The organism is Aurantibacter aestuarii (assembly GCF_003008425.1).
Lineage (GTDB): Bacteria > Bacteroidota > Bacteroidia > Flavobacteriales > Flavobacteriaceae > Aurantibacter > Aurantibacter aestuarii.
On the sequence record NZ_PXOQ01000009.1, the window covers coordinates 851,366 to 864,361 of the forward strand.

The window sequence follows — 12,996 nt, forward strand, 5'->3', positions numbered from 1 at the left end:
ATTAATTATTTTGTAGAATTTCTGCCATTTGCTGCTGAAGCTCCTCTGCTTTATCTTTTGCTTTTTCGGCAAAATCATCTTCATTTGAAGCGTATATAACGCCTCGTGAAGAATTAATTAATAATCCCACTTGACTATTTAAACCATATTTGCAAACATCCTGTAAGTTGCCGCCTTGTGCACCTACGCCAGGAACCAATAAAAAACTATCTGGAACTATAGCGCGAATATCCTTGAAGAATTCGGCTTTTGTAGCTCCAACCACATACATTAAATGTTCTGAATTTTCCCAAGTTTTAGAGGTTTCCAAAACGGTTTTGTATAACTCTGCTTTTTGCTGAAGTGCTTGTGTTTGAAAATCAAAAGCCCCTTGATTTGAGGTTAACGCCAACAAAATAGTGTGCTTATCTTTAAAGGCTAAAAATGGCTCTACGGAATCTTTACCCATATAAGGTGCAACCGTAACACTATCAAACTCTAAATCTTCAAAAAAAGCTTTAGCATACATGGTACTCGTATTTCCAATATCCCCACGTTTTGCATCTGCGATTGTGAAAATCTCTGGATAAGTTTCATTTAGATAAGCAATAGTACGTTGTAAAGACTGCCAACCTTTTAAACCATAAGCTTCATAAAAAGCAGTGTTTGGCTTATAAGCTACACATAAATGGTGTGTGGCATCTATAATAGCCTTATTAAATGCAAAAATAGGATCGTCTTCAAGTAATAAACTTACTGGTATTTTATCTAAATCGACATCCAAACCAATACATAAAAAAGATTGCTTGGCTTTTATTTGTGCTACAAGTTCTTGTGTGGTCATTTTATTTTTTTAAATGAAAAAAGCCTCTACATAGAGAGGCCAATTTATTACATAACGTTATCGTTAGCTTTTAATTTTTCTGTATTATCTGCCAACTGTAATTCGTCTATAATTTTTTGAATATCACCATTTACAATATTTGGCAAATCGTATAAAGTTAAACCAATTCTATGGTCTGTTACACGACCTTGCGGATAGTTATAGGTTCTAATTTTAGCACTACGGTCTCCAGACGTAACCTGTGAGCCTCTAATTGCTGCATCTTCTTCCTGCTTTTTAGCCAGCTCCAAATCGTATAATCTTGAACGTAACACTTTAAAAGCTTTTTCTTTGTTTTTATGCTGCGATTTTTGATCCTGACATTGCGCCACTAAACCTGTTGGAATGTGTGTTAAACGCACTGCAGAATACGTTGTATTTACCGACTGACCACCCGGACCCGAAGAACAGAAAAAATCTATTCTTACTTCTTTTGGGTTAATTTCAATATCAAATTCTTCAGCCTCTGGAAACACCATACAGGTTGCCGCACTAGTATGCACACGTCCTTGAGTTTCGGTTTGTGGCACACGTTGTACACGATGTACACCAGCTTCAAATTTTAAAGTACCATATACATCTTCGCCAGAAACTTCAAATTGGATTTCTTTAAATCCGCCATTTGTTCCTTCACTAAAATCTACCGTATCAACTTTCCAGCCCTTACCTTCGCAATACTTGGTGTACATCCTAAATAAATCGCCTGCAAAAATACTTGCTTCATCTCCACCAGTACCGGCACGTAATTCTACCACCGCATTTTTAGCATCGGTTGGATCTTTAGGAATAAGCATAAAACGAATTTCTTCCTCTAATCTTGGAATAGTTTCTTTAGCTTCATCATATTGCATTTTTGCCATATCCACCATTTCGGCATCGCTACCATCTGAAATAATCTCTTCAGCTTCGGCTAAATTATTTGTCGCTTCTATATATTCTTCACGCTTTTTCATTAAAGCGTTCAAGTCTTTATATTCCTTATTTAATTGCACATAACGCTTTTGATCTGATATAATATCTGGTTGAATGATTAAGTCACTCACCTCATCAAAACGCTGTTTAACAATCTGTAATTTCTCTAACATTTATCTTCTAAATTGAATAAACAAAAATACGATAATTTATGAATTTACCATATATTTATAAACCTATTGCACTATTCCTAAAGTTTGCAAGTTATAGTACTATGACTAAATTAATTTCTGCTATTTTTATTTTTTATAAACCCGCTATTTTAGTATCTGTATTAATAACTATCCTATTATTAGGTTTAAACACCAATTTATTTTTAATCTTAGTATTAAAATTATTTCTAACCTTTTTTATCTGGTATCTTATTAATGAAACCAATAAAAAATCTGCTTTTGTTTTTTATCAAAATATAGGAATACAACCATGGCAAATTATATTAGGTATCTACTTTTTAGATAGCTCCTTAAGTACACTACTATTTATTTTATCCATTATTTTATGATCATTGAAGCAGATAGCATAGAACTTACATATGGATTAAAAAAAGTACTAAACAGTGTTTATCTTAGGGTTGAAACAGGTAAAATCACAGGTTTATTAGGAAGAAACGGTAGTGGTAAAAGCAGTTTGTTTAACGTTCTTTTTGGAAACAAAAAAGCCCAGAACCAACATATTAAAGTTAACCAAAAAGTTTGCACGAAGCCTCTATACATTTCAAAAAGAATAGCCTACTTACCGCAGACACAATTACTTCCTAAACACATTTCTATAAAAAATGCTTTTAAACTTTATGAGGTAAGTCTGGAATTATTTACCAAGGATTTTCCCGATTTAAAAATTGAGCACAATAACAACGTAAGTCGGTTATCTGGTGGCGAACGCAGAATTATAGAAATTTATCTAATACTTAAAAGTAACACTAATTTCATAATTTTAGATGAACCATTTAATCATCTATCACCTTTATATGTTGAAAAATTTGAATCACTTTTTAATGAAGAGAAACAACATAAAGCTATACTTATATCCGATCATATATTTAGGCCTATTTTGAGGTTAAGTGATACACTGTATTTTTTAGACAAAGGAAATATGAAACTTATAAACTCTGAAAATGAACTAAAAGATTTGCAGTATTTCTAGTAATTATAAATTAAAATACCACAACCACTCCTATACCCAAAATCTGTTTCCATTGAATTTTAGGACCTTTATTGATTTGCTCTCCATCTTTTTCTTCAAAAGCATCGATATCATCATCGTAAATTAAATGAGAGCCCAAGCCTGCTTTTACATAACTATTGACCTTAAAATCTAATAAAAATTCCCAGTCAATATCTACATTTCCGAAGCTATTCAAATAGTCCGTATACAACTCTACTTGCGACCTTAAATCGATATTTTCAAATAAATTGGTTTCATAGGTACCTTGAAGCAGTATACCTATTTCAGACCTTACACGCTCACCATCTTTTATAACATTTCCTTGACTGTCCAAAACTGCTTTATCAACACCAAAAGCACCTGCATTAGACAATGCTTCATCTAACACAAACGTACCTTTATAGGTTAGCGGAGAAAGGTATAAAGAAAATTCCTCAATGTTTCTTCCATATTCTGCACCTAAACCAACAAAAACATATCCTGGAGCAAAAAATTTAGAAATACGCTTTTCACGATTAGGATAATTATAACCATCTAAAATCTGTGTTTTTGCATTAAAACGACTCGAATAATACCAGTTAGACAAGGAGTCTTTTTGAAATCCAAAATTTGAAGACAACTCTACAACATCATCGGTTTTTCTAATACGTTGACCTTCTTGTTTATTACCTCCTAGTCTTAGCACCGCCCTATTTACCCAAGATACTCTTTCTTTTCTGTAAGAAACCGAACTCACAATATTAGTTAAGGCAGAAATTGAATTACTACCACCTGCACTCCAGTTCACAAAAGTTACCTCACTTAAATCAACACCAACTTTATGTTTAATTTTCCAAGGTTTTAAGGAATCTGGTAATGGCTTTTTAGTTATAATAACAGAGTTTTGCTGTGCATTTAGAGTGCTACAAAGCACAAGTAGAACTATAAAAAATCTTAATAATTTCATGCAAAAAAAACGTTTATGCGTAATTAAACGTTCCAAATTCGCTTTCTATTGTAAGCTTTTTAGCTTCCGATGCTTCTACACGACCAATTACTTGAGCATTAACATTATAAGATTTTGAAATTTTGATAATTTGCTCTGCAATATCTGGAGATACATATAACTCCATTCTATGACCACAATTAAATACTTGATACATTTCTTTCCAATCGGTTTTAGATTGTTCTTGTATAAGTTTGAATAATGGCGGCACATTAAACATATTATCTTTAACAATATGTAAATTATCTATAAAATGAAGGATTTTAGTTTGGGCACCACCGGAACAGTGTACCATACCATGAACTTTGTCACTATTATATTGAGCCAAAACCTCTTTTATAATTGGCGCATAGGTTCTTGTTGGAGATAACACTAATTTACCAGCATCTATAGGCGCATTTTCAACATTATCGGTTAATTTTACTTGACCGGAATACACTAAGTCTTCTGGTACCGCAGCATCATAACTTTCAGGATACTTTTCAGCTAAATACTTATGAAATACATCGTGTCGTGCAGAAGTTAAACCGTTAGAGCCCATTCCTCCATTATATCCCGACTCGTAAGTCGCTTGACCGAAACTTTCTAAACCAACAATAACATCTCCTGCTTTTATGTTAGCGTTATCTACAACATCACTTCGTTTAATGCGAGCCGTTACAGTAGAATCTACAATAATGGTTCTAACCAAATCTCCAACATCGGCAGTTTCGCCTCCTGTAGAATGAATAGTAACACCGAATTTTTTTAAATCTTCAATTAACTCTTCTGTTCCATTAATAATAGCCGAAAGCACTTCACCTGGAATATTATTTTTATTTCTACCAATTGTTGAAGACAACATGATGTTATCTGTAGCACCAACACATAACAAATCGTCAATATTCATAATTAAGGCATCTTGAGCAATACCTTTCCAAACCGATAAGTCTCCGGTTTCCTTCCAGTACATATATGCCAAAGAAGATTTTGTACCTGCTCCATCTGCGTGCATGATTAGACAATAATCATCATCATTAGTTAAATAATCTGGAACAATTTTACAGAACGCTTTAGGAAATAAACCTTTGTCTATATTTTTAATAGCATTATGCACTTCTTCTTTAGATGCCGAAACACCTCGTTGCGCATATCTTTTACTTACTTCCTGGCTCATAATTGTGGGTTTTACACTTGCAAATATATTTAATCTTATTAAAAACGAAAGGATTTATTTGGTATATAATAACTCTCTGTATTTTGGTAATGACCAAAAATTATCGTCTACAATTAACTCTAATTTATCACAGTTATAGCGTATATTTTCAAACATTGTTCTAACAGAATTACAATACATAATAGCTTTATTTTGTAAAACATCCACAACATTTGCTTTCTTTCTAGCCTGAACCATAATATCTGTTTCGGTTTTTATTAGCCTAATGTATTTAGAAATAGCCTCTATTAATTCCAGTTGAGATTTTCCATGTAATATAAAATCATCATTATAAATACTTTTTAAGATTTCAACATTCTTTAATAAAACATTTTGATAATTGATTGCAGAAGGAATAATATGGTTAAATACAAGTTCCGATAATACACGACCTTCTATTTGAACCCTTTTTATATAATCTTCCAATTCGATAGTATACCTAGCATTTACCTCTACCTTATTTAACACTTGATACTTTTCAAACAAAGCCACATGAGATTGGGTTAACATTGCCTTTAATGCTTCTGGTGTATTTAATGCGTGACTTAAGCCTCGTTTTTTAGCTTCTTTTACCCAATGCTCACTGTAGCTATTTCCTTCATATAAAATATGTTTTGAACTTTTAATGTAATCTCTTAATACATTAAAAATAGCATCATCTTTAGGTAAATCTTTTTTACTAATTAACAAATCAACCTCAGTCTTAAATTCTAGTAATTGATTTGCTACAATAGTATTAAGTACCGTAATAGGGTTTGCACAGTTAGTTTTGGAGCCTACAGCCCTAAATTCGAATTTATTTCCTGTAAATGCAAAAGGTGATGTTCTATTTCTATCGGTATTATCTAAAAGAATTTCCGGAATTCGACCAATAATATTCAATTTTAAATCGGTTTTTTCATCTGGAGACAACTTCCCTTTTGATACTTTTTCTAATTGCTGAAGAACCTTGCTAAGTTTTTCACCTATAAAAACAGATATAATATTTGGTGGTGCTTCATCCCGCCCTAACCTTAAATCGTTGCTTGCTGAAGTAATTGATGCTCTTAGTAATGACTCATAGGTGTTAACAGCTTTTATGGTATTTATAAAAAAAGCTAAAAACTGAAGATTTCCCATTGGAGTTTTTCCTGGTTTTAATAAATTAATTCCAGTATCTGTACTTAAACTCCAATTATTATGCTTACCTGAACCGTTTAAGTAATCAAATGGTTTTTCATGGAATAAAACCTTAAAAAAATGCCGTTCAGAAATTCTATCCATCACATCCATTAAAAGTGAATTATGATCTATCGAAAGATTAGCTTCTTCAAATATTGGTGCTATTTCAAATTGATTTGGTGCCGCTTCATTATGCCTTGTTTTTAGAGGTACCCCTAACAGCGTACATTCATCTTCAAGCTCTTTTAAAAACACCATTACTCTATTTGGAATGGTCCCAAAATAGTTATCATTAATTTGGTGCCCCTTAGCTGCAGACTGCCCCACAAGAGTTCGACCTGTTAATACCAAATCTGGCCTAGAATTAAATAATGCCCGATCTATTAAATAAAATTCTTGCTCCCAGCCTAGTTGAGCTTTAACGTGTTTTACATTTTTATCAAAATATTTACAAACTGCTACAGACGCTTCATTTAATATATTAATTGATCGCAACAAAGGAGTTTTGTAGTCTAAAGCTTCTCCATTAAACGACACAAATATAGTAGGAATACATAAGGTAGAACCATATATAAAAGCTGGAGAAGATGGATCCCATGCAGAATAACCCCTAGCCTCAAACGTACTACGAGAACTTACATTTGGGAAACTAGCCGCCTCAGGTTCCTGTTGAATAAGTTGACTACCTTGAAACTGCTCTATAGCCATCCCATTTTCTAAAAGATCCAAAAATCCATCATGCTTTTCTGCTGTAGTACCACTTAAAGGCTGAAACCAATGCGAATAATGCGTAACACCTTTAGAGATTGCCCATTCTTTCATTCCTAAGGCAATCAAATCGGCTGCATTACCATTTATTTTACGTTTATTATATATAGCATCAACAACTTCATCCAATATATCCTCAGAAACATATTGGCGCATGACATTTGGACTAAACACATATTCCCCGAAATGTGCAGACCTTTTTTTTATTGATTTGTGTTTTAAAGGCTTACGGTCATGAACCTTACTTATCGTATTAAATCTTAAATTTGACATACCCTATATTTTTGAATGTAAAAATAAAAAGATATTACAATAAATACCTAATAACCCTAATTTATTAAGGGATACAAACCCATTCTTACAATTAATCAAAATTTTTACCCTATTTTTTTTAGGGCTTTTCGATATACTCTATATTTGCATAGAAATTAATTTTTAATTGTAAACTATATTATGGCTAAAACTAAATTAGAATATATCTGGTTAGATGGGTACAAACCAACTCAAAACATGAGAAGTAAAACCAAAGTTGTAGAAGACTTTAATGGAACGCTTGAAGAATGTCCTATGTGGTCTTTTGACGGTAGTTCTACTAGACAAGCAATGGGCGACAATTCTGATTGTTTACTTAAACCAGTTGCTATTTATCCAGATCCTGCACGTAGAGATGCGTTTCTAGTTATGACAGAGGTTTTAAATTCGGACGGAACACCTCATGTATCTAACGGAAGAGCAACAATAGATGACGATGATAATGATTTCTGGTTTGGTTTTGAGCAAGAATACTTTATTATGGACAAGAAAACACAATTACCTTTAGGATTCCCTATTGGTGGTTATCCTGCTCCACAAGGTATGTACTATTGCTCTGTTGGTGGTAGAAACACCCACGGACGTAATTTAGTTGAAGAGCATGCGGATTTATGTATTGATGCTGGTTTAAATTTTGAAGGTATTAATCAAGAAGTTGCTTCTGGACAGTGGGAATTTCAATTATTTGCTAAAGGCGCAAAAAAAGCTGGTGATGAAATTTGGGTTGCACGTTATTTACTAGACCGTCTTACTGAAAAATATGGTTATTACATTGAATACCATCCAAAACCTTTAGGGGATACAGATTGGAATGGATCTGGAATGCACGCTAATTTCTCTAACGAAGTTTTAAGAACTTGTGGTTCTCGAGAAACTTACGAGAAAATTTGTGAAGCATTTAGACCTGTAGTTAAAGAACATATTGAAGTATACGGAGAGTTTAACGACCAACGTTTAACTGGTAAGCACGAAACAGCTTCTATAGATGACTTTAGCTATGGTATCTCAGATCGTGGTGCATCTATTAGAATTCCAATTATTACAGTAGAGAAAAACTGGAAAGGTTGGTTAGAAGACAGAAGACCTGCTTCTAATGCAGATCCATATAAAGTTGCGGGACGTATTGTTAAAACTGTTAAGTCTGCAAACATTCACTAATTAATAAATTTTAGTTAGTACTACATACTAAAAAAGCACTTTCAACAAATTGAAAGTGCTTTTTTTATTAAAGTTTAACCAATATGGCTTTAGTTTTTAAATACTAAGAAAATAAAAACACCATACACCACAACCAGAAAGAACCCTTTATATTTATTAATTTGATGTTTTAATGGCAGTAATGCCAAAATTAAAACAAGAGCTGCAAATAAAATCATCCAGAAAATATCTCGTGATAAAATTGTAGCTTCTGTAACTTGAATAGGTTTTATAATAGAAGTTAAACCCAATACAGAACCTATATTAAATATATTAGAACCTATTAAGTTACCTAAAGATATAGCTTTTTCTTTTTTAGCTGCTGCAATTACAGAAGCTGCAAGTTCTGGAACACTAGTTCCAATAGCAATCATAGTAACCCCAATAACAGCTTCACTAACTCCTAAATCTACAGCTAAGTCTGTAGCACCTCTTACCAGCCACTCACTACCAAAGTACAAAGCTGAAGCTCCAATAAGTAACCAAATTACTATTTTAAAATTTGACACTACTGCTAACGCCCCATCTACCTCTTCTGCTTCTAAAGGTTGTTTCTGAAATTTTACGATATAAACAACAAAAATAATTAAAGACACAAAAAGAATAATTCCTTCTACCTGACTTAATTGCCCGTCATTTTGAAGAAAATAATATAATGCTCCAGAAAACACCATCATAACAGGCCAATTAACCTGATAAAACGATTTATCTACTGCAATAGAACCTACAACAGCTGTAATTCCTAAAACCAGACCAATATTAGCTATATTAGAACCCACAACATTATTAATTGCAATAGCAGGAGAACCACTTAGAGCCGCTTGTAAACTTACCAATAACTCTGGAGCAGATGTCGCAAAAGACACCACAGTCATTCCTATAACAATTTTTGAAATATTTAGTTTAAAAGACAGTCCAACCGATGAACGCACCAAAAATTCTCCACCAATAACTAATAATATAAATCCTAAAATTAAAAACCCTATACTTTCCATTTTCTAAATTTTATGCGAATATAATTAATTAAATATGCACATTTACCTTAAAAGCAATCACAAAAAAATCCGTAGACAATTACATCTACGGACTTTTAAATATATTAAAAAGTTTATTTAACTTGTAATTTCTTAGTTATATTAGTTTTTTCAGTACTAATATTAACAAGATACAAACCACTACTTAAATTTAAGTTCACAACTCTATCGTTAACACTGAAATTCTTAGAAAGAACTTTTCGCCCTTCAGTTGAATAAATAGTTATTTTAGCTTGAGATTGCAAACCTGAAATATAGAGTTTATCTGAAGCTGGATTAGGATACATAACGAAATTGTCTTTTTCAAAAGTAGGCGTACTTAAAGAGTTATTCCAGACATCACCTACATTATTTCCCCATATATATTCTACTAAGTCAGGCATATCAATTAATGGATTTCTATTGAATTGCCATGTATACACTACATTATTTCTATTCATCTCAAAATCGTCAGGTGGATCATTTCTATGCCAGTCTAATAAAGTAGTTAAGTCTCCCATTTGCCCTGAAACAGAAGGAAACCCGTTAACCACACTTAATCCATTATATCTTAGTTGCAAAAACAAAACACTTCGAGCAACGTCACCCTTAAAACTTCCTTGATTTCCCATTGGTCCGTTATACTCACCATAATGTTGATTATTACGACTACTGTTTTCTGGGCCATCTGCTGCTCTTAAAGCATGTGCATCACTATTGCCATGACGTAAAGAATCTGCTTTTGTTGTCCAGAATATATCTCTACCATCACGAATTTCGTCAGCCTCTATACTAAAATAACCAGCTAATGATCTCGGAAACGTATGCTCCCTATTCCATTTCCCAGTACTTGTAGAGCCTGTTTGATAATCTAAAATAGGACGGCTTTGTTCTGTATAAACTAACCAAACCTTATTACTATTTTCTGGACTTATATCTGCTTCTGCTAAAATATCAATCACATCATTATATGTTTGCGCTCTTACAATTGATGGATCTGCAATTATATCCTGAATGGCTTGTTCTAAAGCAGCACCAGATAATCCATCAATACTATCATAATAACCTGCTGGCTGTGTGCTTGCAACAATACCATAAGTAGGGTTTACTGGCGTACCATATGGCGCAACCACAAAATCATTATCTACAACTCTAACTATGATAAAATTGTTAAAAGGGATTAAAGGATCTGGTAGATTACCAAAAACAATTTTTAGTTCTTCATCTCCTTCATCTAAAGTATCGTCTACTAAAGTGATGGTTGTTGACACAGAAGTTTGACCTGCCGGTAGAGTTAAATTTAAATTACCAGTAAAATCCGAAGTATCAAAATCGCCATTAGACAAAGTAAAATCAAAATTATAGTCGGAACTTAATGGTGCTAAAGTTGAAAATGTAATATCAAAACTAGTACCCTCGTCGAACTGTAAAGCTGTTGTAGAAATTTCCAAAGCCTTAAGAGGAGACGTGTCATCATTATTTTGACGTGGTGTTGGTGTAGCTGCCGCAAAAGTTTCGTTACCCATCCCATCTACATAACGCTGAATAGATTTAGGATTAGAGGTTGTTCCATTATCATTATATTGAGTTGTTTCACCCAACAAGGCTAATAAACCTGTTGCTTCAGGATCATTGGTCCCATAGACCATTGCATCCACTAAGTTGTTTTGTGTTGCTAATGTTCCGTTTGGAAAATCAAAAAAACTTCCAACATACAACCCCACAGCGTCCGCTCCGTTTTGAATAACACTTTCTGAAATAAGCATTTGAGGAAATGGAGTTAGTTTATCGCTTGCAATAACAAATAAGCCATTAGAGTCTGTTACTCCACCATCCAAATCTATTGTAAAATAACTAGTATTTCCCCCAGACGAAGAACCGTTGAAAAACACTAAAACATAACCGTCTAAAGCGAGATTTGGAACATCAGATTTTAACTCAATAAATTCTTTATCATCAAAACCTGGACTATCACAGTCCAATTCGTTAATTACAATATTTTGTGCACATATAATTGAGGTAAATATTGAAAAACAAAGTACTAAATATAATTTCATCATTTTTTTTTCAAAGATATTGGTTTTCCATTAAGTGGCAGGAAATTAATTCGTTAAATCTTTGTATTGAAACAAAAAGTAACAAAAAAGCACATTTTTAAATGAACTGAGCCTTGTATAAAAAAAACAAGTCTAAAAAACACCTTCAATTGTTACATTTTATTACAAATAACGAATATACAGTTTCAATTACAAATAAAAATATAGGATAAATTAAAAATACTACAACAACTTACGTTTATTAACTTATATATTCATAGTTAATTTTACAGATAATTAGTTTTTTATAATTGCAGAAGAATAGACTTTGATATATTGGGCGTATAGTTAAAATGTTTAATCTCTAAAAATTAAAAACCATGATTGCACTTATTACTTTTATTGTCGAATTAATTTTAAGTTTAATTGGATAAATTAATGTAAAACTTAGTTCTAGAATAAGTTTTACTCTAATTTTGTATAAAGTAAAAGTGACATGAAAAAATATTTTTTTAAGGTTTTAGCACAAATTAATAAGGCCATTCTACCAAGTCTTAGTAAAAGACGTGTAGATTTAACCAAAGCATCTAAGCTACAATTAGCTTTATTTGGCTGGCGTGTTTATGTAACTAAAAATGCATTGGATTAAAATCTGAAAATAGAATGGCTACTATAAGGGCTTAATTGCTTTGCACCATCTAAAAAGGTTAATTCTATTAAAAAATTTACTGCAACCACCTCGGCATTTAAACGCTCTACTAAATTACAAGCTGCTTTTGCTGTGCCACCAGTAGCCAGAACATCGTCATGAATTAACACTTTTTCTCCAGGCGCAATAGCATTTTCATGTATTTCTAAAGCATCTGTACCATATTCAAGGTTATAATTTTCAGACAAGACTTTTCCAGGTAGTTTTCCGGGTTTTCTAATTGGAACAAACCCTACACCTAAGCGTTGTGCTAATAACATTCCAAATAAAAATCCTCTAGACTCTATGCCTACAACCTTATCAATTTTAACACCTTCAAGTGCTTTTATAAAATATTCTAAACATGTATTAACCGCAGAATGATCTTTTAATAATGGCGTAATATCTTTAAATACAATTCCTTTTTTAGGAAAATCTGGCACGTCTTGAATAAGGTGTAATAAGTCTTTCATAGATTAAAAATAAAAAAATATAATTATTCTTTGAGCTTAATGCAAAATATATTTATATTTGCACTCACAAAAAAAGGCCTCGTGGCGCAACTGAATAGCGCACTTGATTACGGCTCAAGAGGTTACAGGTTTGAATCCTGTCGAGGTCACAAAAAAAACCCTAACTAAAT

12 protein-coding genes and 1 tRNA gene are annotated in these 12,996 nt (G+C 32.6%); 5 read left to right on the forward strand and 8 right to left on the reverse strand.

What is annotated here, in order from left to right; translation table 11 throughout:
- Nucleotide 1: 1 nt before the first annotated feature.
- Both pyrF and prfA read right to left on the reverse strand, forming a co-directional pair.
- Nucleotides 2–823, reverse strand: coding sequence for an orotidine-5'-phosphate decarboxylase (gene pyrF / locus C7H52_RS10550; protein WP_106463863.1), 822 nt, complete (start codon nucleotides 821–823; stop codon nucleotides 2–4).
- A 47-nt stretch (nucleotides 824–870) separates the two neighbouring features.
- Nucleotides 871–1,947, reverse strand: coding sequence for a peptide chain release factor 1 (gene prfA / locus C7H52_RS10555; protein WP_106463864.1), 1,077 nt, complete (start codon nucleotides 1,945–1,947; stop codon nucleotides 871–873).
- A gap of 38 nt (nucleotides 1,948–1,985) precedes the next feature.
- On the opposite strand from prfA, the gene C7H52_RS10560 reads away from it, so the two are divergent.
- Both C7H52_RS10560 and C7H52_RS10565 read left to right on the forward strand, forming a co-directional pair.
- Complete coding sequence (locus C7H52_RS10560) at nucleotides 1,986–2,336, forward strand: hypothetical protein (RefSeq protein WP_146130040.1); 351 nt, start codon at nucleotides 1,986–1,988, stop codon at nucleotides 2,334–2,336.
- A complete protein-coding gene (locus tag C7H52_RS10565) occupies nucleotides 2,333–2,977 on the forward strand; it encodes an ATP-binding cassette domain-containing protein (RefSeq protein WP_106463866.1) in 645 nt (214 codons plus the stop codon). The genes C7H52_RS10560 and C7H52_RS10565 overlap by 4 nt, the downstream gene beginning before the upstream one ends.
- 10 nt (nucleotides 2,978–2,987) lie before the next feature.
- Here C7H52_RS10565 and C7H52_RS10570 read toward each other — a convergent pair whose 3' ends face one another.
- The 3 genes from C7H52_RS10570 to C7H52_RS10580 are packed head-to-tail and all read right to left on the reverse strand — an operon-like array spanning nucleotide 2,988 to nucleotide 7,380.
- Entirely contained in the window at nucleotides 2,988–3,944 is a 957-nt protein-coding gene (locus C7H52_RS10570) for a DUF3078 domain-containing protein (RefSeq protein ID WP_106463867.1), read from the reverse strand.
- A 13-nt stretch (nucleotides 3,945–3,957) separates the two neighbouring features.
- A complete protein-coding gene (locus C7H52_RS10575) occupies nucleotides 3,958–5,139 on the reverse strand; it encodes an AIR synthase related protein (RefSeq protein WP_106463868.1) in 1,182 nt (393 codons plus the stop codon).
- Nucleotides 5,140–5,193: 54 nt separating this feature from the next.
- Nucleotides 5,194–7,380 (reverse strand): glutamine synthetase III family protein, encoded by a 2,187-nt coding sequence (locus C7H52_RS10580; protein ID WP_106463869.1) that lies wholly within the window; start codon nucleotides 7,378–7,380, stop codon nucleotides 5,194–5,196.
- 180 nt (nucleotides 7,381–7,560) lie between these two features.
- Here C7H52_RS10580 and C7H52_RS10585 point away from each other — a divergent pair, with 180 nt between their 5' ends.
- A complete protein-coding gene (locus C7H52_RS10585; protein ID WP_106463870.1) occupies nucleotides 7,561–8,577 on the forward strand; it encodes a glutamine synthetase beta-grasp domain-containing protein in 1,017 nt (338 codons plus the stop codon).
- 89 nt (nucleotides 8,578–8,666) lie between these two features.
- Here C7H52_RS10585 and C7H52_RS10590 read toward each other — a convergent pair whose 3' ends face one another.
- Nucleotides 8,667–9,611, reverse strand: coding sequence for a calcium/sodium antiporter (locus C7H52_RS10590; protein ID WP_106463871.1), 945 nt, complete (start codon nucleotides 9,609–9,611; stop codon nucleotides 8,667–8,669).
- A gap of 113 nt (nucleotides 9,612–9,724) precedes the next feature.
- A complete protein-coding gene (locus C7H52_RS10595) occupies nucleotides 9,725–11,689 on the reverse strand; it encodes an endonuclease (RefSeq protein ID WP_106463872.1) in 1,965 nt (654 codons plus the stop codon).
- Between the two features lie 472 nt (nucleotides 11,690–12,161).
- On the opposite strand from C7H52_RS10595, the gene C7H52_RS10600 reads away from it, so the two are divergent.
- Nucleotides 12,162–12,314, forward strand: a complete 153-nt coding sequence (locus C7H52_RS10600; protein WP_106463873.1) for an SsrA-binding protein — start codon at nucleotides 12,162–12,164, stop codon at nucleotides 12,312–12,314.
- Here the strand turns inward: C7H52_RS10600 and C7H52_RS10605 are convergent.
- Nucleotides 12,311–12,826, reverse strand: a complete 516-nt coding sequence (locus tag C7H52_RS10605) for an adenine phosphoribosyltransferase (RefSeq protein ID WP_106463874.1) — start codon at nucleotides 12,824–12,826, stop codon at nucleotides 12,311–12,313. The genes C7H52_RS10600 and C7H52_RS10605 overlap by 4 nt on opposite strands.
- 75 nt (nucleotides 12,827–12,901) lie before the next feature.
- Between C7H52_RS10605 and C7H52_RS10610 the strand changes: the two genes are divergently transcribed.
- Nucleotides 12,902–12,975: transfer RNA gene (locus tag C7H52_RS10610), tRNA-Arg, on the forward strand.
- Nucleotides 12,976–12,996: the final 21 nt, after the last annotated feature.

Bases quoted from the DNA above. Each gene is read 5' to 3' on its own strand.
- C7H52_RS10595 (WP_106463872.1), bottom strand. From the start codon at position 11,689: ATGATGAAATTATATTTAGTACTTTGTTTTTCAATATTTACCTCAATT.
- C7H52_RS10600 (WP_106463873.1), top strand. From the start codon at position 12,162: ATGAAAAAATATTTTTTTAAGGTTTTAGCACAAATTAATAAGGCCATT.
- C7H52_RS10575 (WP_106463868.1), bottom strand. From the start codon at position 5,139: ATGAGCCAGGAAGTAAGTAAAAGATATGCGCAACGAGGTGTTTCGGCA.
- C7H52_RS10570 (WP_106463867.1), bottom strand. From the start codon at position 3,944: ATGAAATTATTAAGATTTTTTATAGTTCTACTTGTGCTTTGTAGCACT.
- C7H52_RS10605 (WP_106463874.1), bottom strand. From the start codon at position 12,826: ATGAAAGACTTATTACACCTTATTCAAGACGTGCCAGATTTTCCTAAA.
- C7H52_RS10590 (WP_106463871.1), bottom strand. From the start codon at position 9,611: ATGGAAAGTATAGGGTTTTTAATTTTAGGATTTATATTATTAGTTATT.
- C7H52_RS10560 (WP_146130040.1), top strand. From the start codon at position 1,986: ATGAATTTACCATATATTTATAAACCTATTGCACTATTCCTAAAGTTT.
- C7H52_RS10580 (WP_106463869.1), bottom strand. From the start codon at position 7,380: ATGTCAAATTTAAGATTTAATACGATAAGTAAGGTTCATGACCGTAAG.
- pyrF (WP_106463863.1), bottom strand. From the start codon at position 823: ATGACCACACAAGAACTTGTAGCACAAATAAAAGCCAAGCAATCTTTT.
- prfA (WP_106463864.1), bottom strand. From the start codon at position 1,947: ATGTTAGAGAAATTACAGATTGTTAAACAGCGTTTTGATGAGGTGAGT.
- C7H52_RS10585 (WP_106463870.1), top strand. From the start codon at position 7,561: ATGGCTAAAACTAAATTAGAATATATCTGGTTAGATGGGTACAAACCA.
- C7H52_RS10565 (WP_106463866.1), top strand. From the start codon at position 2,333: ATGATCATTGAAGCAGATAGCATAGAACTTACATATGGATTAAAAAAA.